Below are 23,223 nucleotides of genomic sequence, written 5' to 3'. Positions count from 1 at the left end.
TCCGGCTGCGGCGTTTATGTATGCGTGGCATGGCAGGATCAGGCCGCCAGAAGCACCCTTGCCTCAAAGGATTTCAGCGTCGGGCGTGCTGCCTCGAAGCGGGCAAGCTCTCCCTCCTTGGCCAGTTCGGGGAAGATCTTGTAGATTTCTTCGCGCTGGGCCGTTTCCATGCCGCCCATGGTGCGATCGCCGGGCTGGAAGCTTTCGCTCCAGGCGCCGTCTGCCAAGATCACCTCGTGACGGTCAAACAGGATGTGCAGATAGGTCACGGCATCGACTTCTGCCACCGAGACGCCGGGCAGGCACAGCAGATGCTGCGCACGCACCAGAACCTCATCGCTGCCGAACAGCAACTCGGCGCGCGGGCCGCTGAGCAACATGCGGTGCTGGCGCGAGACCATCATGTCGGTCTCCGGCAAGCCGTGCCCCAAGGCCCCGGCGCGGATCAGGATCGGTCGCAGGCTTTCATCGGCGCGCAATTCCGCACGGGTGATCCGGCGTGACCCGATCCAGCGGATTTGCTGCATGCCGTTGTCACGGGTGGCGACCATATCGCCAACCCGCAAGTCTTCGACCGCGATTTCCCCGATAGGCGTTGCGATCATCGTTCCCGGCGTGAAGCAGGATACGATGTTTTCGATGTTGGTATAGGTCAGCGTGCCGATCAGATTGCCGCTGCCATCGAAGAAATTCACCGTGCCGTTCAGCGGGTTCAGGGGATCGCGGATGATCTTGAACGGTGCTTGGCCGGTCAGATCCAGCACGTCCCAATCGCTGCCGCTGGTGCCACCGTCGACCACATCGCCCGCACCGGCATAGATCGTGTCTGCTCCGATCCCGCCGACCAGCGTATCAGCCCCCGCACCGCCAAACAGCACATCACTGCCGTCACCGCCGTAAAGCGCATCATTGCCGTCGCCGCCCGACAGCGTGTCGGCGCCTGTGCCGCCATAGAGCAGATCGTTGCCTGCGCCGCCATCCAGACTGTCATTGCCATCGCCGCCTTGCAGCGTGTCAAGGCCCGCGCCGCCGAACAGGCTGTCATTGCCGGTGCCACCATCGACCAGATCATTGCCATCACCGCCCGAGACAATGTCATTGCCCGCGCCGCCATAGACCTGATCGTCGCCCGTGCCGCCATCGGCGTTGTCGTTGCCGTCACCGCCATAGACCGTGTCATTGCCAGCGCCACCCAAGACGGTGTCATTGCCCTGATCGCCATAAACGCTGTCGTTGCCATCGCCGCCATCGACACTGTCATTGCCATCGCCGCCGTAGACCTGATCGTTTCCGGTGCCGCCGTCCAGCGTGTCATTGCCTGCACCGCCGTAGACCAGATCGTTGCCCGCACCGCCAAAGGCTGAGTCGTCACCGATGCCGCCGTCAACACTGTCGTTGCCATCGCCGCCATAGACCGCATCATTGCCTGCGCCGCCAAAAACAGAATCCTCGCCTACGCCGCCGTCGACACTGTCATTGCCGTCGCCGCCATAGACCAGATCGTTGCCCGCGCCTCCAAAAGCCGAGTCGTCACCGATGCCGCCGTCAACACTGTCGTTGCCGTCACCCCCGTAAACCGCATCATTGCCTGCGCCGCCCAGCACGGTGTCATTGCCGAGATCGCCGTAAACGCTGTCGTTGCCGTCGCCACCGTCAACACTGTCCGCGCCATCGCCGCCATAGGCTGCGTCATTGCCGCTGCCCCCGAACACGCTGTCATTGCCGACACCGCCGTAAACGCTGTCATTGCCCGCGCCGCCATAGACGCTGTCATTGCCCGCATCGCCCGAGACGCTGTCGTCGCCGTCGCCGCCGTCCACGCTGTCGTTGCCGTCGCCACCATAGGCGAGATCATTGCCTGCGCCGCCGCTGACCACGTCTTCGCCCGCGTCGCCGTAGACCGTGTCGTTGCCGTCACCGCCATCCGAGGTGTCATTGCCAGCGCCGCCATAGACCAGATCGTTGCCTTCGTCGCCGAACGAGCTGTCGTTGCCGTCGCCGGCATAGATTGCGTCATTGCCGGTGCCGCCATAGCTGGTGTCATCGCCCGTGCCGCCATAGACCGAGTCGTTGTCCGCCCCGCCGAACAGGATGTCGTTGCTGCCCCTGCCGTCGAGATAGTCGTCGCCCGTGCCGCCGTAGAAAATGTTGGTGAATACGTCACCCGACAGCCCGACCTCATCAAAGCCGATGATGGTATCATTGAAGGCCGAGCCGATGACGCCATCGACCCCTGTCAGCTGATCGCCCTGCGCATCGCCATAAAGCGCGGTCCAGGTGGTCAGGTTGATCGAGACCGCGGCATTGCTGGTCGAGTAATCGACAAAGTCCATCCCGGCGCCGCCGTTCAGGATATCGGCACCAGCCCCGCCCGATAGCGTATCGTCGCCGTCGCCGGCATAGAGGCTGTCAACGCCCGCGCCGCCCCACAGATAGTTGTTGCCCGCATTGCCGGTCAGCACATCGGCAAAGGCCGAGCCGACGAGGTTTTCGATGCCCACCAGCGTATCGCCCGCAGCATCGCCGCCGGTATTCGCGCCGCCGTTCAGGTTGACGTTCACCGCTGCGGTCGAGGCGCTGTAATCGGCGGTATCAATGCCCGCGCCGCCATCCAGGCTGTCGTTGCCTGCGCCGCCAAACAGCGTGTCATTGCCGCTGCCGCCATAGAGGCTGTCGACGCCTGCCGCGCCGTAAAGCATATCGTTGCCGTCGGCCCCGGTCAGCGCATTCGCCGCCGCATCGCCGATCAGCGTGTCGTTGTAGGCCGAGCCGATCAGGTTTTCGAACCCGCTCAAGCTATCGCCGGTGGCATCGCCGCCCGAGGCCGTGCCCGCGGCCAGCGAAATCGCCACCGCAGCACCCGAGGCCGAGTAATCCGCCGTATCTATGCCAGAGCCGCCGATCAGCGTATCGGCCCCCGCGCCGCCTGCGATCGTGTCATTGCCCGCGCCACCGTCCAGCACGTTGGCCCCGGCATCGCCGGTCAGGCTGTCGGCCGCACCCGAGCCGGTGATGTTTTCGATCCCTACCAGCGTATCGCCTGCGGCATCGCCGCCGGTTTCAACCCCGGTGGCCAGATTGATCGTCACCCCTGTCGCCGAGCTGGAGTAATCTGCGGTATCAATCCCCGCACCGCCGTCGATCAGATCACCGCCCGCGCCGCCGCTGAGCGTGTCATTGCCGTCGCCGCCATAAAGGCTGTCGACGCCCGCCATGCCGCTCAGGCTGTCATTGCCAAGGCCGCCATAGAGTGCATTGGCGTTGCCGTCGCCGGTCAGGGTATCGTTGAAGGCCGAGCCGAGCAGATTTTCGATCCCGGTCAGCACATCGCCCGCTGCTTCGCCTGCGGTGCCGGTGCCCGTGGTCAGGCTGACGGCGACTGCCGCCGCGGCGGCGGAATAGTCGGCGTTGTCAATGCCGCTGCCGCCGTCGAGCAGATCATTGCCCAAGCCGCCAACCAGCGTGTCATTATCCGCGCCGCCGTAAAGCGAATCGTTGCCTGCACCGCCATCCAGCGTGTCAGACCCCGCCGCGCCGTAGAACACATTCGACCCGGCATCGCCTGTGATCGCATCGGCAAGGGCCGAGCCGATGATGTTCTCGATCCCCACCAGCGTATCGCCCGTGGCATCGCCGCCCGTGGCGGTGCCAAGTGCAAGGTTGATGGTGATGCCAGCGCCCGAAGCCGTGTAATCGACCACATCGGCGGTGCCAGTGCCGCCGTCCAGCAGATCGGCCCCGCCACCGCCGATCAACGTGTCGTTGCCCGCGCCGCCAAACAGCGAGTTGTCGCCCGCGTCGCCGGTCAGGTTGTCATTAAAGGCCGAGCCAATCACTGCCTCGATGCTGGTCAGGCTGTCGCCAGCCGCGTCGTTGCCCAGGTTGACATTGGTGGCCAGATTGATCGTGACTGCTGCGGTCGCGGTGGAATAATCCACCGTATCAATGCCAAGCCCGCCGTCCAGAACGTCAGACCCGGCACCGCCGTTCAGGGTATCACTGCCGTCGCCGCCATAGAGGCTGTCGACACCCGCCATGCCTGAAAGGCTGTCGGCGCCTGCGGCACCATACAGCGCGTTGGCATTGCCATCGCCGACCAGCGTGTCGTTAAAGCCCGAGCCTGCAAGGTTTTCGATGGTGTTGAACGTATCGCCCGCCGCATCGCCTGCCGTGCCGGTGTTGGTGGTCAGGCTGGCTGCGACGCCCGCCGTTGCCGTGCTGTAATCGGCCGTATCAATTCCTGCGCCGCCAAACAGGCTGTCGGCACCCGCGCCGCCCAGCAGCGTATCATTGTCGTTGCCGCCATAAAGCGTGTCATTGGCTGCGCCGCCATCCAGCCAGTCCGCTCCAGCCGCGCCATACAGCATGTTGGCAGCCGTCGAGCCGCTGATCGTGTCGGCATAGGCCGAGCCGATCACGTCCTCGATGCCCACCAGCACATCGCCCTGCGCGTCGCCGCCCAGACCCGTGCCCGCCGCCAGATCGACGTTGATCGCCGAACCTGAGGCCGAATAATCCACATCATCCGCGCCCGCGCCGCCATCCAGCAGATCAGCGCCGCTGCCCCCGATCAGAATGTCGTTGCCGTTGCCGCCATAAAGGCTGTCACTGCCCGCGCCGCCTGACAGGCTGTCGTTGCCAAGGCCGCCCCACAGCACGTTATTGCCGCCGTCGCCGGTCAACGTATCGGCATAGTCCGAGCCGAGGACATTCTCGATGCCCACCAGCGTATCACCACCGGCATCGCCGCCCGAGCCCGCACCCGTTGCCAGATTGACCGTAACCGCCTGCGTCGAGGCATCATAATCCGCAGTATCGGTTCCCGCGCCACCGTCAAGCAGGTCAGACCCCGACCCGCCGTCCAGCGTGTCGTCGCCATTGCCGCCATAAAGCCTGTCGCCGCTGCTGCCACCAAACAACGAGTCGTTGTCGTCGCCGCCATAGAGCGTATCCGTGCTTGATCCGCCATAGAGCGTATCATTGCCACCATACCCGTTCAGGGTATCGGACAGAATCGAGCCAACCAGGGAATCGTTCCCCGAGGTGCCATTATAGGTTGCCAATTTACTACTCTGCTCGCTTGCCCGGATCTGACGCCCGGATCTATTTGCGTCCCAATTATGCCAAATACGCCGAAACTGTGGCGATAATTTGTCAGATTCCGTGAAGTTTCTCAGGGGTTTGTGATAAATCGGCGACGGCTGGGCATATCTTGCGTGCCAAGCCTTGGTCGCGCGTGACAGAATCGGGCAGGGCAGGGCGGCAAAGCCCACTGGCGCGGCGTGATTTTTCGCGGCATTTTCCGCCCAAACCCGCGGTTCTTCGCGCGTTTCGCCGGGCTTTTGTCGGCTTGCACGCTTGACGCGCCGCCGGATTACCCGTAAATGCCCGAAATCAAATTCGGGTGCTGCCGAGCGGTGGCTGCCCTTTCGTCTTAAACTGACAAGGAAATAGACCATGTCTCGCGTCTGCGAACTCTCTGGCAAAGGCCCGATGTCTGGCAACACTGTCAGCCACGCCAACAACAAAAACCGTCGCCGCTTTCTGCCGAACCTCAATCAGGTCACGCTGATCTCTGACGTTCTGGGCAAGTCGTTCTCGCTGAAGATCTCGGCTGCTGCGCTGCGCACCGTCGATCACCGTGGCGGTCTGGACGCGTTCATGGCGAAAGCCAAAGACGAAGACCTGTCGGTCGACGCGCTGAAAATCAAGAAAGAGATCGCCAAGGCACAAGCCACCGCTTGATCTTTTCGACATTGTTCGCGCAAGGCCCCGCCCGATAAGGCGGGGCTTTTGCGTTTGGGAAGGCTGACGACGGGCAAGCTGACAAACTGTCACCTTCCACCATCAGGCACTTTGCGTTAAACGCAGGCCATGATCCGCCAGCTTTGCACCCTTCTGCTTGCTCTTATCCTTGCGACCACATCGGTCAGCGCGGCGGTGATGCATGCCGAAATGCAGGGCGCGCAGCAGATGGTGATCTGCTCGGACAGCGCCGCTGGCAGTGGCATTGCCACCGTTACGCTTGACGCCACCGGCAAACCCATCGCCCATCCGCATCGCTGCCCGGATTGCACCGTCAGCGTCACTGCGCTACTGCCAACCCTGTTCGCTTTGGCCAGCCGCACCGGCGTCTCGGCCCCGCCCGATCTGCTGCCACAGCCCATCGTTGCCAGCATCAGCCCGCCGCCGCAATCCGCCCGCGATCCCCCCGCCTTTGCCTGATCCGCACATCCCTCTGATCAACCGCAAAGGAAAACCCATGCGTATTCATTCGCTTATCACCGCTTTCGCCCTGTTCATTGCCGCCCCGGCCTTCGCGCATCAAGGCGTGCATATCGAAAACCCCTATGCCCGCACCAATGGTGGTATCGGCAAAACCGGCGCGATCTTTCTTGAGATCATGAACCACGCCGATACAGATGACCGCCTGATCGGCGTCGCCTCGGATGTTGCCGAAAAGGTCGAGATGCACACCCACAAGGCCGATGCGAACGGCGTCATGAGCATGTCTGCCGTCCCCGAGGGGTTTGAGATCCCCGCGCTGGAAAGCCGCTTTCTGAAACGCGGCGGCGATCACATCATGCTGATGGGGCTGCGTCAGGATCTGAAAGACGGCGATATCATCCACCTGACGCTGACCTTCGAACACTCGGGCGAGGTCAAGGTCGATGTCCCGGTCGATAACGCCCGCAAACCCGAGGAGGCAGCCGATCCGATGGCAGACATGCCGGGAATGGACCATAGCACGATGGACCACAGCACGATGGAAGCCCCCGCCAACTAACCGCAACCGAACCTCGGGCGGGGAGGCATCCCCGCCCACAAAGGCCAGCATGACACCGCATTTTTCGATCCCCAACGCGCTCTCGCCGCAGCAATGCGATGATCTGATCACCCTGATCGCGGCGCATCATCTGAAAGATGCGGGCCTTGTGCGCGGCACCACCGCTCATGACATCCGCCGCGCCGAGATCGCTTGGCTTGACGACATCCCCGAAGCCGCCTGGGTGATGGACCGCATGATTTCGCTCACCGCGCAAGCCAACCGCGAGGCGTTTCAGTTCGACCTGTCGGATTTCGGCGAAAGCCCGCAGGTCGCGCGCTATACCGCCGAACGTGCGGGCCATTTCGACTGGCACAGCGACATCGGCGCGGGCCAATGGGCCGCCAAGCGCAAGCTGACCATCGTGGTGCAACTCTCCGATCCCGCCACATACGAAGGCGGCACGCTGGAACTGCGCCCCGACAGCAACGTGACCCAAGCCCCGCGCGCCCGTGGCACCGCCACGATCTTTCCCAGCTTTGTGCTGCACCGCGTCACCCCCGTCACCGCGGGCACCCGCTGGTCGCTGACGCTGTGGTCACATGGCCCGGCGTTTCGCTAGGCTTTCTCCCGCCAGGATGCCCTGCTAGCAATTTCATCTTGGCTGTAAATACTCCCGCGCGGCGCGCTCCCGCAGCCGACAGCCGCACTGCCGGTACTCAGAAAGGCAAATCATGACCGCCGCTAAAGCCCCGAGTGACCGCACCCGCGCCCGCCGGATGCACGAGAAAGCCGCCTACGAGCGGGCCACCATTGACGCGATCCTTGATGCGATGCCGGTCGCCCATGTCGGCTATGTCAAGGATGGTGCGCCGGTGGTGATCCCCACGCTGCAATGGCGCATTGGCGATCAGATTTACTGGCACGGCTCTACCGCCAGCCGCACGCAACGCAGCGCCAGCGATGCGCAGGTCTGCGTTACCGTCACCTTGACCGATGCCATGGTGTTGGCCCGTTCAGGGCTGGAACATTCGGTCAATTTCCGCTCAGTGATGGTGTTCGGCACCGCCCGCGCCCTGACCGACCCTGCCGAGAAGGCCGAAGCCCTGCGCATGATGATGGAACAGATGTTCCCCGGCCGCTGGGAGCAGTTGCGCCCGATGACCGCGCAGGAACTCAAAGCCACCGCGATCCTGACCCTGCCGCTGACCGAGGCTTCCGCCAAGATCGGCACCGGCATGCCGACCGATCCGCCCGAGGATCTGGCAACCCCGGTCTGGGCCGGGATTTTGCCGATACAGCTGACGATGGGCCAGCCCATCGCCGATCCATCGCTGGCGCCGGAAATCACCGTGCCCGACCATGTCAAAAACTATCGTTTCGGCGGGTAGGGTGGGGCGACCTAACCAAGCGCAGCCAATCAACCGCCGCAATACGCCTGTGCTTGGGCGCTGAACGCCTTGTAGCGATCCCAGAACTCATCATCGCCGCGCGATTTTGACATCCAGACCTTATGCGCCTTTTCCGGGTCTTTGAAGAAAGACGCCGCCCGCCGCTGATCCGCGCCGCGCAGGGTCTGGTCGGCAACCTGTTGGATGCAGCCACAAAGCTGCGGGTTGGCCGCCTTGCGATCTGATCGGTTGCACGCATTCTCGATTGGCCCGGCATGGGCAAGACTGCTCATAACCGGAAGCACCACGGCCACGCTGGCCGCCAGAAGTAGTGATTTCATGTCGCTCTGCCTTTACCGCCCGCAGCCGGGTTTCCCTCACCTGCGGATCATTATGTGGAATCACTATGGCGTCAAACGCAGGATTTTTCAAGAACGCGGCCACAAGGCGCAAATCCGCTTACGGCGTGGCGTGCCCTGGTCGCAGCCCGGCAGCACAGCCCCCCGTCCGTCAGCGCGCCGTGCAAATGCGCAGATATTGCAGCGTCAAACCGTTAACAAAACCGAAATCAGCAATGCTATATATATGAAAAACATGGAATTTATGCCGGTCCCGGCTCGGGACTACCCCCCGCGTCCACAAGCCCCTTCACGGCCCAGCCAAACCAAGCTATATCGCGCGCATGACCCAGCTTGATCTCATCCGCAATTTCTCCATCGTGGCCCATATTGACCACGGCAAATCCACCCTCGCCGACCGTCTTATCCAGATGACGGGCACGGTCGCCGCACGCGACATGAAGGCGCAGATGCTGGACAGCATGGATATCGAGCGCGAGCGCGGCATCACCATCAAGGCCAACACGGTGCGGATCGAATATCCGGCCAAGGATGGCAAGACCTATATCCTGAACCTGATCGACACCCCCGGACACGTCGACTTCGCCTACGAAGTCAGTCGCTCGATGCGCGCCGTCGAAGGATCGCTGCTGGTCGTGGACGCCTCCCAAGGGGTCGAGGCGCAAACGCTGGCCAACGTCTATCAGGCGCTGGACGCAGGGCATGAGATTGTCCCCGTTCTGAACAAGATCGACCTGCCGGCAGCCGAGCCTGACCGTATCCGCCAGCAGATCGAGGACGTGATCGGACTTGATGCCTCTGATGCCGTGCTGATCTCGGCCAAATCCGGTCTGGGTATCCCCGAGGTGCTGGAAGCCATCGTCACCCGCCTGCCGCCCCCCAAAGGCGACCGCGATGCGCCCCTGAAGGCGATGCTGGTCGATAGCTGGTATGATGCCTACCTTGGCGTGGTCGTCATGGTCCGCATCATGGACGGCGTGATGAAAAAGGGCGACCGCGTCCGCATGATGCAAACCAATGCGGTTTACGGCATCGACAAACTCGCCGTGCTGAAACCCGAAATGCGTGACATTGCCGAGCTTGGGCCGGGCGAGATCGGCATCTTCACTGCCTCGATCAAACAAGTCCGTGACACCCGCGTCGGCGACACCATCACCCACGAACGCAAGGGCTGCACCGAGGCGCTGCCGGGCTTCAAACCCGCGCAACCGGTGGTGTTCTGCGGCCTGTTCCCCGTCGATGCCAATGAATTCGAAAACCTGCGCGACGCGATTGAGAAGCTGTCGCTGAACGACGCCTCTTTCAGCACCGAGATGGAAACCTCTGCCGCCCTCGGCTTTGGCTTCCGCTGCGGCTTCCTTGGTCTTTTGCACCTTGAAGTCATCCGCGACCGGCTGGAGCGCGAATATGACATCGACCTGATCACCACCGCGCCTTCGGTGGTCTTCAAACTGCACATGAAAGACGGCACCGTGCAAGACCTGCACAACCCCGCCGACATGCCCGACCTGACCTATGTCGACCATATCGAGGAACCCCGGATCAAGGCGACGATCATGGTCCCCGACGATTACCTCGGCGACGTGCTGAAGCTGTGTCAGGACCGCCGCGGGATCCAGATGGATCTGTCCTATGCCGGGTCGCGCGCGATGGTGGTCTACGACCTGCCCTTGGCCGAGGTGGTGTTCGACTTCTACGACCGCCTGAAATCGGTCACGCAGGGCTATGCCTCGTTTGACTATACGATCTCGGAGTATCGCGAAGATTTCCTTGTCAAAATGTCGATTCTGGTGAACGAGGAACCTGTCGACGCGCTGTCGATGATGGTCCACCGCGACCGGGCCGAGGCGCGCGGGCGGGCGATGGTCGAGAAACTCAAAGACCTGATCCCCCGCCACATGTTCAAAATCCCGATCCAGGCGGCGATTGGCGCGCGGGTGATTGCCCGCGAAACCCTGTCCGCCATGCGCAAAGACGTGACGGCGAAGTGCTACGGCGGGGATGCCAGCCGGAAGAAGAAACTGCTGGAGAAGCAGAAGGCCGGGAAAAAGCGGATGCGTCAGTTCGGCAAGGTGGAGATTCCGCAGGAGGCGTTTATTAGCGCTTTGAAAATGGACAGCTAAGGCTGTCCTTTTTCAAAGCGGGTGGGCGAAAGAGAATGGTGAAACCATTCGCGTGCCCACACAGTGCAGGATGGGCGCGGCGGTTTTTGAATGGCCAGTCGCTTGCATAATTTAGTTTAATCTTCCATCCCAAGCTGTTGCTTGAAGAGTTCAAGCATAGCTTTGTTCTTTTTAGACGAAATTTCCTTGTCATCAGCTTGAAGATATTCAATTTCCGAGAAATCGTCTCCGCGTTTACGATTTTGCGGAGGCTCAAGCGCTTCAATTAGTATTGCTTCCATAAGGCCAATGATTTGGCCTTGTGTAGCATTAAAATCTGGCTCGGTCAGCTTCCCAGTTTCGTCTACGCCTCTCAATCCAAACCAAGAAAAGCGATCCCAGCGGCCATTGAGGCGGTCTTTTGTGTGCTCTGCGAGGCGCTGTCCTAAAGGTCTGTCTACCGAACGTCCCACATAGATCACGCGAGAGCGATCATATAGCAAGTAGATGCCAATTTGCTCGCAGAAGTCAATTTCCTTGCTTCCTTGCTGTTGTTGGCCAAGAATTTTCGGTCTTGTTTTCCAACTAACTTTGTTAGCGTTCCAATACATTCCTACGCATTTAACAACCGGTCGTTCCTCAACCTCAAGTTCAACAGTTTCGAGCGGTTCTTGGACAGCGGGGGTGCCAACAGTAACGCTTCTAAGCATAAACATGCCCGGACTTGTTTTTATAAACGGGCTTTCATCACCCTCGTTTTTAATTGAGTTATTAATTACAACAAAAACAGTGTTTGCAGGAGTTGCACCCAATGTCTTGCGCAGCTTTTGCTTCTCAATTTCTTCAGCAATAGTTTTATAATGTAGCGATTGAACTGACTTCCCCAGTACAATCGACGCAGCCTCTTTCCACGGAGTATCGTGCATTCAACCCTCCTGATGCCCCTACACCTTTGAATTTTTACGCTTTTAATGTCAAGTGTCACGGAAAGATATCGGCACGCACAACATCGATTTAGTCGCTATAGGGGCAACCTCACCCACACAACAAAAAGGGTGGGCTAATGCCCACCCTAGATTTTATTTGAAATGGCTAGGCCAACTCGCCCGCCCCCTCCCCCAACCCTCACTTATTCCGGCAGCCCGGCACGTTCAGGTCGCGGCAGAAATAGCCACCTGCGCCGCCGATGACTGCGCCCGTCACGGCATTTCCGCCGGTGGCTCCTGCGATCACCGCACCGCCTGCGGCTCCGGCGAGGCCGCGTTCGGCGTCGCTGGCAAGGCAGCCGGACAGGCCGAATGCGGCGATACCGACGAGGATGTAGGATTTGATGGTCATGGAAGCCTCCTGTGACATTGGCTGATGCCTGCTAACGCGCCCCCCGCGGCTTCGTTCCCCGGCCAAAATGTCTCGGCGCAATTCCGCCGTTAATCATAGCTTAACCAATCCCCGGCAAGTTGTGGGGATGAAAGCCCTTATCCTCCTTCTGATCCTCGCCGCCTGTGGTGCCCAGCCCGCGCCAGAGTTTTTCAATGCCAAGCGCGTGGATGTCAGCCGCGGCGGTCGGCAATACACCGTCTATTACACCGACAGACGGGTCGAGGTGATCCGCCTCGGCTATGCCAAACGCGGCGAACATGACGACATTCGGGCGCAGATGATCGCGCTGATCCCCGAGGTGACGGGGTGCAAGCTGAATGAGGCCAGCTTGCAAGGGGATAGCGGCGAAATGCGCGGCTCTATCCGTTGTCCACGCGGGTAAGGATCAGCTTGTAGAATGCGTAAGCCCCCGCCACCATAAACAAGATCCCCCAGCCGGGACTGTCGAAGTAAAACTCGACCAATCCCCACAGCAGCGGCAGGATGCAGGTTGCCCAACGCACCCAAGCCTTGTTGAAGAACGGATCATTCGGGTCGAGGATTTTCATGCGCGGCCTTTTCGTTACTGGCTGGCACAATGCAGCGAAATGCCTGCGCTGCCAAGCCCTTGCCCGACTCGGCCCCACGGCATAGCCTGAGACAAAAGGAGGCCCGCCATGACCGAAATCTCCGCCAGTTTTCACGGCCAGACTGTGATCACCACGTTTGAGATGACCCCCGCCACCGCGCATGATCTGATGGAAAAGCTGCAAGCGGCTTACGATGAATTCATCCGGCATCAGCCGGGCTTTCTCGGCGCGGGCCTGCACATGAATGATGCGATGACGCGGGTGTGCAATTACTCGAAATGGCAGCGGCGCGAGGATTATCAGGCGATGCTGCGCAGCCCGGAAATGCGCGAGAGGAACCGTGAGATCAACACCCTGTGCAAAGGGTTCGAGCCGGTGATGTATGAGGTGGTCGCGGCGTTCTGATCACTTGCGCCGCCGCGCCTTGCCGCCCCGCATCCCGGCGCGCCCCGCGGTTGAGCGGCCCGCCATTTTCACGGCCTCTTCCACGGCTTCCTCGACCACGGATTGCCGCGCCAACGGGTCGTCGGCGATGGTCAGTTCGACCGCTTCCAGCCGCTTGACCTCATCGCGCAGGCGGGCGGCTTCTTCAAACTCCAGATTCTCGGCGGCCTTGCGCATCGCCAGCCGCAACGCATCCAGATGGCTGGCAAGGTTATTGCCCAGCATCGGCTTGTCGATCTTCGCCGTCACCCGCGCCTGATCGGTGTCGCCTTGGTAAATGCCCAGCAGCACATCCTCGACGTTCTTCTTGATCGTGGTCGGCGTGATCCTGTGCAAAGTGTTGTAGGCCATCTGTTTTTCGCGTCGGCGGTTGGTCTCGCCAATCGCGCGCTCCATGCTGCCGGTGATGCGGTCGGCATACATGATCACCCGGCCTTCCGAGTTGCGCGCGGCCCGCCCGATGGTCTGGATCAGCGAGGTTTCCGAGCGCAGGAAGCCTTCCTTGTCGGCATCCAAGATCGCCACCAGCCCGCATTCGGGGATATCCAGACCCTCGCGCAACAGGTTGATGCCGACCAGCACATCGAACGCCCCCAGCCGCAAATCGCGCAGGATTTCAATGCGTTCGATGGTGTCGATGTCGCTGTGCATATAGCGGATGCGGATGCCTTGTTCGTGGAAATACTCGGTCAGATCCTCGGCCATGCGCTTGGTGAGGGTCGTCACCAGCACCCGCAGGCCCAAAGCGGCAACGCGGCGGATTTCGTCAAGCAGGTCATCGACCTGCATATCCACCGGGCGAATTTCGATCTGCGGGTCGATCAGCCCGGTGGGGCGGATCACCTGTTCGACAAACACGCCGCCGGTCTGCTCCATCTCCCACGCCGCCGGGGTGGCCGAGACGAACACGGTTTGCGTGCGCATCGCGTCCCATTCCTCAAACTTCAGGGGGCGGTTGTCCATGCAGGACGGCAGGCGGAAGCCGTGTTCTGCCAAGGTCATCTTGCGCCGGAAGTCGCCTTTATACATGCCGCCGATCTGCGGCACCGAGACGTGGGATTCGTCTGCAAAAACAATGGCATTGTCGGGGATGAACTCGAACAGCGTCGGCGGCGGTTCGCCCGGTGCGCGGCCCGTCAGGTAGCGCGAGTAGTTCTCGATGCCGTTGCAAACGCCGGTGGCTTCCAGCATTTCCAGATCGAACGAGGTGCGTTGTTCCAGCCGCTGCGCTTCCAGCAGTTTGCCCTGCGCCACCATCAGATCAAGCGTCTGACGCAGCTCTTTCTTGATGCCGATGATCGCCTGCTGCATCGTCGGGCGCGGGGTGACGTAGTGGCTGTTGGCGTAGATGCGGATTTGCTTGAAGCTGTCGGTCTTGGCGCCGGTCAGCGGATCGAATTCGACAATCGCCTCAAGCTCCTCGCCAAAGAATGAGAACCGCCAGGCGCGGTCTTCAAGGTGAGCGGGCCAGACCTCGACAGAATCGCCGCGCACGCGGAAGCTGCCGCGCTGAAACGCCTGATCGTTGCGCTTGTAGGCCTGCGCCACCAATTCGCCCAGTACCTGCCGCTGATCATAGTGCTGGCCGACGACCAGATCCTGCGTCATCGCCGAGTAGGTCTCGACCGAGCCGATACCGTAGATGCACGACACCGAGGCCACGATGATCACGTCGTCACGTTCCAGCAGCGCGCGGGTGGCGGAGTGGCGCATCCGGTCGATCTGTTCGTTGATCTGCGATTCCTTCTCGATGAAGGTATCGGTGCGGGCGACGTAAGCCTCGGGCTGGTAGTAGTCGTAGTAGGAAACGAAGTATTCCACCGCGTTGTCGGGGAAGAAGGTCTTGAATTCACCGTATAATTGCGCAGCCAAGGTCTTGTTGGGCGCCAGAATGATCGCCGGACGCTGGGTTTCTTCGATCACCTTTGCCATGGTAAAGGTCTTGCCGGTGCCAGTTGCGCCCAGCAAAACCTGATCATGCTCGCCTTCCAGCACACCCTGCGACAGCGCGGCAATCGCCGTCGGCTGATCGCCCGCAGCTTCAAACTGGGTTTTCAACACGAACCGCCGCCCGCCTTCCAGCTTGGGGCGGGTCAGCACATCGGGGCGTTCGGTTACGGCGTTGATGTTGTTATGGGGCACAACCGATCCTTCATGCGATTCCCTGAGGAAACCAATCTATTCCGTTTTTGTTCCCATGAAAGGGGGCGAGGTCAGAAAGCGTCGCGCAGCGTGCATTTTGAAAGGTTCTGTTCACCTTTGTTGTGCGAAGGTGAAAGAATGAAATGCAATTTTAACGAAAATGCAGATCAAAGGCGCACTTTATAGTTGTCTTGGGCCGCAAGCTGCGGCAAATTGCATGGGCAAGCAGCAAACTCAGCTGTCGGTTGGTCGCACCACACACCCCACTTACACCCCTCGCGACCAATCGACAGCGCCTTCTGCCTTGCCTTTCCCCGCCAATTTCGGAATAAACGTGGCAACATACAGGGAGTTTCCTCATGCGCGCCCGCATCTATCAGCCCGCCAAAACCGCCATGCAATCTGGCACCGCGAAAACCACCGGCTGGGTGTTGGAATTCGCCCCCGCCTCGGCGCGTGAGGTGGATCCGTTGATGGGCTGGACCAGTTCTTCGGACACGCAGGCGCAGGTCAAGCTGCGCTTTGACACGCGTGAGGCTGCCGAGGCCTATGCCAACGCGAATGCGATCGAATTTGATGTGATCGAGCCGCAAAAGCGCAAGCCGATGATCCGCCAGCGCGGCTATGGCGAGAATTTTGCAACCGACCGTCGCGGTGTGTGGACGCACTGAGGCGAAAGCTCATCTTGGGCAAGTTTTAAGCGGCCCCTTTTTCAACCAAAACAAGGATTTCACCATGCGTTATACATCCCTGATCGCGATTCCTCTCAGCCTGTGCGCCGGGATGGCGGCCGCTGAAGCCACGCAAGAAGGTGCGGATGCCCTGACCGCGACGCTGCAAACCTATCTGGGCGCGACCGATGGCGTCGTCTCGGTTGAGGTGGGCGATGATGTTTACGACGTCACCCTCGATTTCGCGCCGCTGATCGCCAAGGCCCCGGCAGAGGTCAAGGCGACCGTCACCCCGATTGAATTCAGCCTGACCGACAACGGCGATGGCACGTGGGAGATGGAGCAGGATCAGCCGCTTGACCTGACCTTGTCGGTTCCCGGTGCCGCCGATATCTCGGTGAAGATTGCCAGCTACAAAAGCACCGGCACCTTTGATGAGGCGCTGCAAAGCTTCACCACATCGACCACCACGCTGACTGATATGGCGCTGAGCGAAAAGATCATCGACCCCACCACCAAATCCGAAACCAACACGTCTTACAGCCTTGCCAGCATGACCTTTGAGGGCACCGCCGAAGAGGGTGCCGATGGCGGTGTTGACAGCAAGGGCACTTACGAGGCCATAGGCCTGTCGCAGACGATGATGGTGCCGGAAATGGGCGTGCCGATCACGCTGACCGCCGAAACCCAGTCGGGCACCGCTGACATTTCCGGTCTGCGCCCGGATGCGTTCTACAAATTGATCGCCTTTGCCGTGGCCAATCCCGATGCGGCGGCAGCCGCAGCGCAGCAGGACACGCTGAAGGGCATCATCAAGGATGGCTTGCCGCTGTTTGACCATCTTGCCAGCACCAGCGCGATCAAAGCTGTCAAGTTTGACACGCCGATGGGTGCCGTTTCGATGACGGATATGGGTGTCAATGTTGAGGCGAACGGTGTGGTGGACGATGGTTTGTTCCGCGAAGCATTCAGCATCAACGGTCTCAGCCTGCCCGCTGGTTTGGTGCCGGAATGGGCCGCGCAACTGGTGCCGACGTCGCTGACGCTGGATTTCAAGGCCTCGCGGTTCAATCTGGCGGCGCCGGCGGCGATCCTGTTGGAAACGATGGATCTGGCAAACCCCAAACCCAACACGCCCGAGCAGGATCAGGCCTTGCTTGCGGCTTTGCTGCCGGAAGGTGTGGTGGATATCACGCTGGCACCGGGCACCATCACCTCGCCGCTGTACACGGTGACTTATGAGGGCATGTTCAGCGCGGGCCCCGCGACTCCGATGCCGGTCGGCAAAGCCACCATCACCGCCACGGGCATGACCGCCGTCGAACAGGCGCTAGCGGCGGGCCCGGCTGAGATGACTGGTCAGATCACCCCGATGCTGAAAATGGCGGAAAGCATGGCCAAGCCCGGCGAAAACGGCGCCTTGGTGTGGGAGTTGGAATCCACAGCAACTGGCGGCTTCCTGGTCAACGGCACCAATATGATGGGCGCACAGTGAGCATCACCATTGCCAAGGAAAGCCCGCTGGGCGCGGATTTGGCGCTGCTGATGCAGCGCCATACCGAAGATATGCACGCCGATACCCCGCCCGAGAGCATTCACATGATGGATGCCTCGGAACTGGCGATCCCTGCGGTGGATTTCTTCGTGCTGCGCGACGGTGGCAAACCTTTGGCGATGGGTGCGTTCAAACGCATTGACGCGACCCATGCCGAGATCAAATCCATGCACGTTCTGGCCGAAGCCCGCGGGCGTGGCCTGTCGCGGGCGATGCTGGATCATCTGCTGGCGGCAGCCAAATCCGCCGGTCTGCAACGCCTGTCTCTTGAGACCGGCGTGCAGCCGACCTTCGTTGCTGCCCGCGCTTTGTATTACAAAGCAGGCTTCACCGACTGCCCACCGTTTGAGGGCTACAGCGAAGACCCGAATTCGGTTTTCATGACGCGCAGCCTTGCGTAACGGCCAATCCTGCCGCAAATAGGCTAAATGCGGCTCCGTAGCTCAACTGGATAGAGCACGGACCTTCTAAGTCTGGGGTTGAGGGTTCAAGTCCTTCCGGAGTCGCCATTACCCGCTGCACGCATCCGATGGCACGTCCATGGATTTGGCGGGGCGCAGATGGCCCTGACGGATTTCGATGGGGCGAAACGGTGGGGTGTCCTGAACAGCTGGTTGCACTTGCGCCACTGTGTAGCACCCAGCGAAAAATGCCACCGATCCATCTTTGTGATGCGCTGCAATCGCGACCGGCACCGTGCTGTAGATCGTGCCCGCAGCGCCGTCGGATTGCACCTCGCCATAGGCGACATCGACCGTCGTGGTATCCTGATAGCCATCGCGAAAGCTGGCATAATCGGTGACGGCACCTTCGCCAAAATAGCTCCAGGCGCGCAGATACTCTTGTCGGTTCAAAGCGTTATACAGGGATGCCACCACCGCCACCGGGGTTGAGCGGTCATCGGTGTAATCGGGCGTGACGGCCCCGGCAGCGGTTCCGGACACGATAGCGGCCAAGGCCAGACAGATGCGCATAGTCATGTCAGTTTCCCGTCAAACAGGCGGCATAAACTCCGCCGCCACACGTTGGTTTCTGCGCAAGCCTGACCTAATCCTGCAGCGCCAGCCAATCACAAAACTGTGCCACCACATCGGCGTCACTCTCCACCAGATGCTGCGGCGCGGGGTAGCTGCCATCGCGCACATCCGCGACATAGGCCGTCATCGCGGCCACCCGCATCTGCTGCAACCGCGCGTATTCACGGGAGAAATCGGCATAGCGCTTGGCATGGCGCGGCACGTGGCCCGTGTTCTGGCCCAGCACATCATCGCTGAACAGATATTGCGCATGGCCCGCAGGCCCCGCGCCCATCGAGATCAGGAACAAGCCGGTTTTCGCGGCAATCGCAGCGGTGATCGCCTGCGGCACCACCTCTATCTCGGCGGCAAAGGCCCCGGCTTCCTCGAGCGCGCGGCATTGCTGATATACCAATTGCGCCGAGGCCAAGGTCTTGCCCACCGCCTTGAAGCCGCCGGTCCAAGTGCGCTTTGACGGGATCAGGCCGACATGGCCGCAGACCGGCAAGCCATGATCCGCCATCGCCTTTACCGTCTGCAACGACCCTGAACAATAAAAGCCATCCGCCCCGGCCTTATACAGCGGAAACGCCCATTTTAGAAAATCCGCCGTATCGCCGATCTCGTAAAAATTATCGCCCGGAAACGCGAAAGCCGTGGGGGCAGCATCGCGAAACTGCCGATCCATGATCATCGCGGGCGGGATTGACAACAGTTCCACCCCAGCCTTTTCGGCAGCCTCGGCTTCTTCCAGAGTTTCCACCCGCAGCATGGCAAATTGATGCTTGCCGCGCGCATCCAGCAGATCCTTCACCGTCAGCCGCGACATTCAAGCCACCTGAATGAAGACGCGACCGCCCTCATCCTTCACAGGGTAGGTTTTCAGGTTCACGCAGACCGGCGCACGCTTGGCCTCACCTGTGCGGTAATCGAACTGGCCGTTGTGCTTGGGGCATTCGATCACATGATCCATCACCAACCCATCCGCCAGATGCACATCCTCATGCGTGCATTTGCCTGCCGTGGCATAAAACTGGCCATCCGGGGCGTGATAGATCGCATAGGTGGCCGCCCCATGATCAAAGCGGATCAGGTCTTCGGCGTCGATATCGTCGGTCGCGCAGGCGTCAATCCATTGGGTCATGCTTTACTCCGCAGCAGCAGGGGAGGCGCTATGGCGTCGCCCTTCGTCAACCCTCTGCCATTGCATGGGGTCAGACCATTTCATCTGACAATCTGGGGGAGAAGCCCGTGGCAGAGCCTGCGCATGGCCTTGTTGGCCTGAAATACGACCCGTCGAAAAAAGCCCGGCCGCAAGAGTTGAACGTGTTCACCGCCTTCGTGATCATCGTCGCGGCATTTGAAATTCTGGGCCGCCTGATCATCGGCGAAAGCTTTTTGTTCAACACCCGTGAGGGTACGCAGGGCCTGCTCAACACCCAGCGGCTGTCGATCATCATCTTGCAAGTCGCCACCGTTGGCATCATTGCCATCGGCGTGACGCAAGTGATCATCACCGGGGGTATTGATCTGTCCTCGGGCTCGGTTGTCGGCGCCACCGCCATGGTCGCGATGAGCTTTGCGCAAACCGCGCTGGTCAACGGCAACCCTAACGCCAAGGCAATCTTTGGCGACTGGGCAATGGATTTGCCGATTCTGGTGCCGATCCTCGTCGGTCTTGGCTGTGGCCTTCTGGCGGGCCTGATCAATGGCGCGCTGGTGGCTTACACCAAGATCCCGCCATTCATTGCCACGCTGGGCATGATGGTCTCGGCGCGCGGTTTTGCGCGTTGGTGGTCTACCGGCAATCCGATTTCTTTCCCGACCGAAAGCTATAACGCCATCGGATCAGGTATGCGCCCGGTGCTGATCTTTGTTGCACTGGCGGTGCTGTTTCACCTGATCATGACATACACCAAATACGGCAAGTACAGTTATGCCATCGGTTCCAATGAACAAGCCACCCGCATGTCAGGCATCAACGTCGATCGCCACAAGGTACTGGTCTATGTGATCGCTGCGATGTTGGCCTCGATTGCCGCTATTGTGGTGTCGTCCAAGGGGCAAACCGCGCAAGCCAATATGGGCATGATGTATGAGCTTGACGCTATCGCCATGGCCGTGATCGGCGGGATTTCCTTGCAAGGCGGGCGCGGTTCGATCATCGGCACGGTGATTGGCGCGCTGATTTTCGGGGTGATCATCTCGGGTTTCACCTTCCTCAAACTCGATGCCTATTATCAGGAAATGGTCAAAGGCGCGATCATCGTCGGCGCGGTGGTTCTGGATCAATGGCGGCAGAAACGCCGGGGGGCACGGGTATGAGCGAATTTATTCTGGAAACCCGTGGCCTGACCAAGCGCTACGGCGGTGTTCACGCGCTGGAGGATGCCAATTTCACCCTGCGTCACGGCGAGCATGTGGCGGTGGTGGGCGACAATGGCGCAGGCAAATCCACCTTCGTCCGCCAGATTACCGCAGTTGAGCAACGCACTGCGGGTGACGTGATTTTCGATGGCGCGTCGGTGAATTTCGCAGGCCCGCTGCAAGCGCGTGAGGCTGGTATTGAGACGGTGTTCCAAACCCTCGCCCTTGCCGATGATCTTGACGTGCCGTCAAATCTGTTTCTGGGGCGCGAGTTGTTCAAGTTCAAACTCGGGCCATTCTCCGTGCTGGACCGCAAAGCCATGCGCGAAAAAACCATGGAGGCGCTGAAGATCACCGCCGTCAAAATCCCCAATGTTGATAACCCGATCCGCAATATGTCGGGCGGCCAGCGCCAATGCGTCTCGATCGCGCGGACGGCGGCTTTCGCGTCAAAACTGGTGATCATGGATGAACCCACGGCTGCGCTGGGGGTGCAAGAGACCGCGCAGGTGGAAAACATCATCCGCGGTCTGAAAGATCGTGGTGTGCCGCTGATCCTCGTGTCGCACAACTTGCGGCAAGTCTTTGATCTGGTCGACCGCATCGTGGTGTTCCGTCGCGGCCGCATCGTCGCCAGCTTGCGGAAAGATGAAACCGACGGCAACGACATCGTGTCATACATTACGGGCGTCAAAGGCGGCGTTGAGGCGTAATTTATCCCAGCGCGGCCTCTGGCAGGGGCCGCGCAAAAGGCCGGAACGTCATCGCCACCGCAAACGCCGCCAACCCCAGCCCAAAGCAGGTGATGTAAAGCCCGCCATAGCTGCCCGTGCGGTCAAAGATCCAACCGCCGAGCACCGGCCCAGTCGCCATGCCCAAACTGCCGGCCATGCCTGTTCCGCCCATGATCGTGCCCATCATCTTCATTGGAAAATTCTCGCGCACCAGCACCGCATACAGCGGCATGATCCCGGCATAGATAAAGCCAAACAGCGCCGCCACGGCATAAAACTGCCCCAGATCGCGGGCAAAGAAATACCCCAGCGCCCCGAACGCCTGCACCAAAAGCCCCGCCACCAGCACCTGCTTGGCGCCAAACCGATCGCCCATCACGCCAAAGCCAATGCGGCCAAACATGCCGGCAATGCCCTCGACCGAGTAAATCGACACCGCCGCCAGCGCCGCAATCCCGCAGATTTCCGCATAGGAAACCGTGTGAAAAATCGGCCCCGAGTGGGTGGCGCAGCAGAAGAAATTCGTCGCAACCAGCACGATGAACTGTGGCGAGCGCACGGCACCCCGCACCGTCATCGTATCATCCGGCCCATCCACCCCCGGCATTGCCGTTTGCATCGGAGGCCGCTTCAACAGCAAGGCCAGCGGCAACGTCACTACCGCCACGATCCCGGCCAAGATCGCAAATACGCTGCGCCAGTCATATGTCTGCACCAGCCAGGCCGCCAACGGCGACATCGTTACCGGTGCCATCCCCATCCCGGCCGAAACCAGCGACACCGCCAGACTGCGCTGCGTGGTGAACCAACCCGTCACCGTCGCCATCATCGGTGCAAAAAACGCCGCCACCGATCCGCCCACTGCCACGCCGAAAATCACCTGAAACGCCAGCAGCGATGGGGCTTGCCCCGCAGCCCACAGGCTGACCGAGAACAGCGCCGCCCCCGCCATCACCACCGGCCGCGCGCCATACCGATCCGACAGCGCGCCCCAGATCATCGCCATCGCTGCCATTGACAGAAAGGCAATCGTCATCGCCGCCGAAATCCCCGCCCGTGACCAGCCCGAGGCCGCGACCATTGGTGTCAGCAAGACTGGCAGCGCGAACAGTGCCCCCATTGCCACACAGCCCATCACCCCGCCTGCCGCTACGATAACCCAGCGATATCCTGCATCCGCCATGCTAACCTCCTGCGACAACCCGCCGCTTGTCCCACTCGCTTTAGTTTGATATCAATATAAAATGACCCAATCAAGCCTGCCCCAAACAATCTTCCCGTGTCTGCCCCTTCAGACCGTTCTGCAAATCCGTGACGAATGTCTGTGCCTTGCAAGCCAACGTGCGGCGCGCAAACTGGCCCGGCGGTTTGATCGCTTGTTTGCACCCTTGGGCCTGACCAATGGCCAGTTTTCCATGCTGGTGGCGCTCAGCAGTCCATGGAAGCCTCGTTTGGGCGAGTTGGCCGAGTTTCTGGCAATGGACGCCACCACCATGACGGCAGCCGCGAAAACCTTGGAAAAGCGTGGCCTTGTCGCCCTGATCCCCGATGAGAAGGACGCTCGTGCCCGCCGCCCGGTGCTGACAGACACGGGCCACGCGATCATTGCCGAAGCTGTGCCGCTGTGGAAAGCCGAACACGCGGCATTGGCGCGCGAAGTCACCACCACCGATGCCGCAGCACTTGCACAAATCCTGTGGCAGTTGGGCTAAGTCCGCCGTGGCGTA

The 23,223-nt window shown here is 60.7% G+C and carries 24 protein-coding genes and 1 tRNA gene; 15 read left to right on the top strand and 10 right to left on the bottom strand.

Annotated elements, in window-relative coordinates; translation table 11 throughout:
- Positions 1 to 38 precede the first annotated feature (38 nt).
- Positions 39 to 5,063, bottom strand: coding sequence for a Hint domain-containing protein (locus tag ACFOGH_RS16775; protein WP_380074312.1), 5,025 nt, complete (start codon positions 5,061 to 5,063; stop codon positions 39 to 41).
- 394 nt (positions 5,064 to 5,457) lie between these two features.
- On the opposite strand from ACFOGH_RS16775, the gene rpmB reads away from it, so the two are divergent.
- From rpmB to ACFOGH_RS16750, 5 genes are all read left to right on the top strand, one after another.
- Entirely contained in the window at positions 5,458 to 5,745 is a 288-nt protein-coding gene (gene rpmB, locus ACFOGH_RS16770; RefSeq protein WP_380074311.1) for a 50S ribosomal protein L28, read from the top strand.
- Between the two features lie 129 nt (positions 5,746 to 5,874).
- Positions 5,875 to 6,225 (top strand): DUF2946 family protein, encoded by a 351-nt coding sequence (locus tag ACFOGH_RS16765; protein ID WP_380074310.1) that lies wholly within the window; start codon positions 5,875 to 5,877, stop codon positions 6,223 to 6,225.
- Between the two features lie 37 nt (positions 6,226 to 6,262).
- Complete coding sequence (locus ACFOGH_RS16760; protein WP_380074309.1) at positions 6,263 to 6,787, top strand: copper chaperone PCu(A)C; 525 nt, start codon at positions 6,263 to 6,265, stop codon at positions 6,785 to 6,787.
- Positions 6,788 to 6,836: 49 nt separating this feature from the next.
- The gene (locus tag ACFOGH_RS16755; protein WP_380074308.1) at positions 6,837 to 7,388 is read left to right on the top strand and encodes a 2OG-Fe(II) oxygenase; all 552 of its coding nucleotides are present in this window, start codon (positions 6,837 to 6,839) and stop codon (positions 7,386 to 7,388) included.
- Between the two features lie 112 nt (positions 7,389 to 7,500).
- The gene (locus tag ACFOGH_RS16750; RefSeq protein WP_380074307.1) at positions 7,501 to 8,157 is read left to right on the top strand and encodes a pyridoxamine 5'-phosphate oxidase family protein; all 657 of its coding nucleotides are present in this window, start codon (positions 7,501 to 7,503) and stop codon (positions 8,155 to 8,157) included.
- 29 nt (positions 8,158 to 8,186) lie between these two features.
- Here the strand turns inward: ACFOGH_RS16750 and ACFOGH_RS16745 are convergent, their stop codons facing one another.
- Positions 8,187 to 8,498: a hypothetical protein gene (locus tag ACFOGH_RS16745; protein ID WP_380074306.1), complete on the bottom strand. Its 312-nt coding sequence runs from the start codon at positions 8,496 to 8,498 to the stop codon at positions 8,187 to 8,189.
- A gap of 341 nt (positions 8,499 to 8,839) precedes the next feature.
- Between ACFOGH_RS16745 and lepA the strand changes: the two genes are divergently transcribed.
- Positions 8,840 to 10,639 carry a translation elongation factor 4 gene (gene lepA / locus ACFOGH_RS16740; RefSeq protein ID WP_380074305.1) on the top strand — a complete coding sequence of 600 codons (1,800 nt, stop codon included), beginning with the start codon at positions 8,840 to 8,842 and terminating at the stop codon, positions 10,637 to 10,639.
- Positions 10,640 to 10,755: 116 nt separating this feature from the next.
- On the opposite strand, the gene ACFOGH_RS16735 is transcribed toward lepA, so the two are convergent.
- Together ACFOGH_RS16735 and ACFOGH_RS16730 are read right to left on the bottom strand one after the other, a co-directional pair.
- Complete coding sequence (locus tag ACFOGH_RS16735; RefSeq protein WP_380074304.1) at positions 10,756 to 11,544, bottom strand: HTH domain-containing protein; 789 nt, start codon at positions 11,542 to 11,544, stop codon at positions 10,756 to 10,758.
- Positions 11,545 to 11,743: 199 nt separating this feature from the next.
- Positions 11,744 to 11,956: a hypothetical protein gene (locus ACFOGH_RS16730; RefSeq protein ID WP_380074303.1), complete on the bottom strand. Its 213-nt coding sequence runs from the start codon at positions 11,954 to 11,956 to the stop codon at positions 11,744 to 11,746.
- Positions 11,957 to 12,083: 127 nt separating this feature from the next.
- On the opposite strand from ACFOGH_RS16730, the gene ACFOGH_RS16725 reads away from it, so the two are divergent.
- Positions 12,084 to 12,380, top strand: a complete 297-nt coding sequence (locus ACFOGH_RS16725) for a hypothetical protein (protein ID WP_380074302.1) — start codon at positions 12,084 to 12,086, stop codon at positions 12,378 to 12,380.
- On the opposite strand, the gene ACFOGH_RS16720 is transcribed toward ACFOGH_RS16725, so the two are convergent.
- Positions 12,358 to 12,546, bottom strand: coding sequence for a hypothetical protein (locus tag ACFOGH_RS16720; protein ID WP_380074300.1), 189 nt, complete (start codon positions 12,544 to 12,546; stop codon positions 12,358 to 12,360). The genes ACFOGH_RS16725 and ACFOGH_RS16720 overlap by 23 nt on opposite strands.
- 108 nt (positions 12,547 to 12,654) lie before the next feature.
- Here ACFOGH_RS16720 and ACFOGH_RS16715 point away from each other — a divergent pair, with 108 nt between their 5' ends.
- The gene (locus tag ACFOGH_RS16715) at positions 12,655 to 12,972 is read left to right on the top strand and encodes an antibiotic biosynthesis monooxygenase family protein (RefSeq protein WP_380074299.1); all 318 of its coding nucleotides are present in this window, start codon (positions 12,655 to 12,657) and stop codon (positions 12,970 to 12,972) included.
- Here the strand turns inward: ACFOGH_RS16715 and uvrB are convergent, their stop codons facing one another.
- On the bottom strand, positions 12,973 to 15,153 hold the full coding sequence (uvrB, locus tag ACFOGH_RS16710) for an excinuclease ABC subunit UvrB (RefSeq protein ID WP_380074298.1): 2,181 nt from the start codon (positions 15,151 to 15,153) through the stop codon (positions 12,973 to 12,975).
- A gap of 359 nt (positions 15,154 to 15,512) precedes the next feature.
- Here uvrB and ACFOGH_RS16705 point away from each other — a divergent pair, with 359 nt between their 5' ends.
- The 4 genes from ACFOGH_RS16705 (at position 15,513) to ACFOGH_RS16690 (ending at position 17,888) form a co-directional block, all read left to right on the top strand.
- A complete protein-coding gene (locus ACFOGH_RS16705; protein WP_380074297.1) occupies positions 15,513 to 15,824 on the top strand; it encodes an ETC complex I subunit in 312 nt (103 codons plus the stop codon).
- Positions 15,825 to 15,888: 64 nt separating this feature from the next.
- Positions 15,889 to 17,319 (top strand): hypothetical protein, encoded by a 1,431-nt coding sequence (locus tag ACFOGH_RS16700; RefSeq protein ID WP_380074296.1) that lies wholly within the window; start codon positions 15,889 to 15,891, stop codon positions 17,317 to 17,319.
- A 50-nt stretch (positions 17,320 to 17,369) separates the two neighbouring features.
- Complete coding sequence (locus ACFOGH_RS16695) at positions 17,370 to 17,780, top strand: GNAT family N-acetyltransferase (RefSeq protein ID WP_380074894.1); 411 nt, start codon at positions 17,370 to 17,372, stop codon at positions 17,778 to 17,780.
- Positions 17,781 to 17,811: 31 nt separating this feature from the next.
- Positions 17,812 to 17,888, top strand: a tRNA-Arg gene (locus tag ACFOGH_RS16690).
- On the opposite strand, the gene ACFOGH_RS16685 is transcribed toward ACFOGH_RS16690, so the two are convergent.
- From ACFOGH_RS16685 to ACFOGH_RS16675, 3 genes are all read right to left on the bottom strand, one after another.
- Entirely contained in the window at positions 17,889 to 18,359 is a 471-nt protein-coding gene (locus tag ACFOGH_RS16685) for a hypothetical protein (RefSeq protein ID WP_380074295.1), read from the bottom strand.
- 67 nt (positions 18,360 to 18,426) lie between these two features.
- Positions 18,427 to 19,224 (bottom strand): 3-methyl-2-oxobutanoate hydroxymethyltransferase, encoded by a 798-nt coding sequence (locus ACFOGH_RS16680; RefSeq protein WP_380074294.1) that lies wholly within the window; start codon positions 19,222 to 19,224, stop codon positions 18,427 to 18,429.
- Positions 19,225 to 19,539: a MocE family 2Fe-2S type ferredoxin gene (locus ACFOGH_RS16675; RefSeq protein ID WP_380074293.1), complete on the bottom strand. Its 315-nt coding sequence runs from the start codon at positions 19,537 to 19,539 to the stop codon at positions 19,225 to 19,227.
- Between the two features lie 107 nt (positions 19,540 to 19,646).
- On the opposite strand from ACFOGH_RS16675, the gene ACFOGH_RS16670 reads away from it, so the two are divergent.
- Together ACFOGH_RS16670 and ACFOGH_RS16665 are read left to right on the top strand one after the other, a co-directional pair.
- Entirely contained in the window at positions 19,647 to 20,720 is a 1,074-nt protein-coding gene (locus tag ACFOGH_RS16670) for an ABC transporter permease (RefSeq protein ID WP_380074292.1), read from the top strand.
- Positions 20,717 to 21,475: an ATP-binding cassette domain-containing protein gene (locus ACFOGH_RS16665; protein ID WP_380074290.1), complete on the top strand. Its 759-nt coding sequence runs from the start codon at positions 20,717 to 20,719 to the stop codon at positions 21,473 to 21,475. Before ACFOGH_RS16670 ends, ACFOGH_RS16665 begins: the two co-directional genes overlap by 4 nt.
- A 1-nt stretch (position 21,476) precedes the next feature.
- On the opposite strand, the gene ACFOGH_RS16660 is transcribed toward ACFOGH_RS16665, so the two are convergent.
- The gene (locus tag ACFOGH_RS16660) at positions 21,477 to 22,679 is read right to left on the bottom strand and encodes an MFS transporter (RefSeq protein WP_380074289.1); all 1,203 of its coding nucleotides are present in this window, start codon (positions 22,677 to 22,679) and stop codon (positions 21,477 to 21,479) included.
- A 61-nt stretch (positions 22,680 to 22,740) separates the two neighbouring features.
- Here ACFOGH_RS16660 and ACFOGH_RS16655 point away from each other — a divergent pair, with 61 nt between their 5' ends.
- Positions 22,741 to 23,208, top strand: coding sequence for a MarR family winged helix-turn-helix transcriptional regulator (locus ACFOGH_RS16655; RefSeq protein ID WP_380074288.1), 468 nt, complete (start codon positions 22,741 to 22,743; stop codon positions 23,206 to 23,208).
- Positions 23,209 to 23,223 lie beyond the last annotated feature (15 nt).

The sequence above is a fragment of the Cypionkella sinensis genome, assembly GCF_042646385.1.
GTDB lineage: Bacteria > Pseudomonadota > Alphaproteobacteria > Rhodobacterales > Rhodobacteraceae > Cypionkella > Cypionkella sinensis.
This window is presented reverse-complemented; position numbering and strand designations above follow the sequence as displayed.

Coding starts and splice junctions, on each gene's coding strand:
- rpmB (WP_380074311.1), top strand. CDS start 5,458: ATGTCTCGCGTCTGCGAACTCTCTGGCAAAGGCCCGATGTCTGGCAAC.
- ACFOGH_RS16765 (WP_380074310.1), top strand. CDS start 5,875: ATGATCCGCCAGCTTTGCACCCTTCTGCTTGCTCTTATCCTTGCGACC.
- ACFOGH_RS16760 (WP_380074309.1), top strand. CDS start 6,263: ATGCGTATTCATTCGCTTATCACCGCTTTCGCCCTGTTCATTGCCGCC.
- ACFOGH_RS16755 (WP_380074308.1), top strand. CDS start 6,837: ATGACACCGCATTTTTCGATCCCCAACGCGCTCTCGCCGCAGCAATGC.
- ACFOGH_RS16750 (WP_380074307.1), top strand. CDS start 7,501: ATGACCGCCGCTAAAGCCCCGAGTGACCGCACCCGCGCCCGCCGGATG.
- ACFOGH_RS16745 (WP_380074306.1), bottom strand. CDS start 8,498: ATGAAATCACTACTTCTGGCGGCCAGCGTGGCCGTGGTGCTTCCGGTT.
- lepA (WP_380074305.1), top strand. CDS start 8,840: ATGACCCAGCTTGATCTCATCCGCAATTTCTCCATCGTGGCCCATATT.
- ACFOGH_RS16735 (WP_380074304.1), bottom strand. CDS start 11,544: ATGCACGATACTCCGTGGAAAGAGGCTGCGTCGATTGTACTGGGGAAG.
- ACFOGH_RS16730 (WP_380074303.1), bottom strand. CDS start 11,956: ATGACCATCAAATCCTACATCCTCGTCGGTATCGCCGCATTCGGCCTG.
- ACFOGH_RS16725 (WP_380074302.1), top strand. CDS start 12,084: ATGAAAGCCCTTATCCTCCTTCTGATCCTCGCCGCCTGTGGTGCCCAG.
- ACFOGH_RS16720 (WP_380074300.1), bottom strand. CDS start 12,546: ATGAAAATCCTCGACCCGAATGATCCGTTCTTCAACAAGGCTTGGGTG.
- ACFOGH_RS16715 (WP_380074299.1), top strand. CDS start 12,655: ATGACCGAAATCTCCGCCAGTTTTCACGGCCAGACTGTGATCACCACG.
- ACFOGH_RS16705 (WP_380074297.1), top strand. CDS start 15,513: ATGCGCGCCCGCATCTATCAGCCCGCCAAAACCGCCATGCAATCTGGC.
- ACFOGH_RS16700 (WP_380074296.1), top strand. CDS start 15,889: ATGCGTTATACATCCCTGATCGCGATTCCTCTCAGCCTGTGCGCCGGG.
- ACFOGH_RS16695 (WP_380074894.1), top strand. CDS start 17,370: ATGCAGCGCCATACCGAAGATATGCACGCCGATACCCCGCCCGAGAGC.
- ACFOGH_RS16685 (WP_380074295.1), bottom strand. CDS start 18,359: ATGACTATGCGCATCTGTCTGGCCTTGGCCGCTATCGTGTCCGGAACC.
- ACFOGH_RS16680 (WP_380074294.1), bottom strand. CDS start 19,224: ATGTCGCGGCTGACGGTGAAGGATCTGCTGGATGCGCGCGGCAAGCAT.
- ACFOGH_RS16675 (WP_380074293.1), bottom strand. CDS start 19,539: ATGACCCAATGGATTGACGCCTGCGCGACCGACGATATCGACGCCGAA.
- ACFOGH_RS16665 (WP_380074290.1), top strand. CDS start 20,717: ATGAGCGAATTTATTCTGGAAACCCGTGGCCTGACCAAGCGCTACGGC.
- ACFOGH_RS16660 (WP_380074289.1), bottom strand. CDS start 22,679: ATGGCGGATGCAGGATATCGCTGGGTTATCGTAGCGGCAGGCGGGGTG.
- ACFOGH_RS16655 (WP_380074288.1), top strand. CDS start 22,741: ATGACCCAATCAAGCCTGCCCCAAACAATCTTCCCGTGTCTGCCCCTT.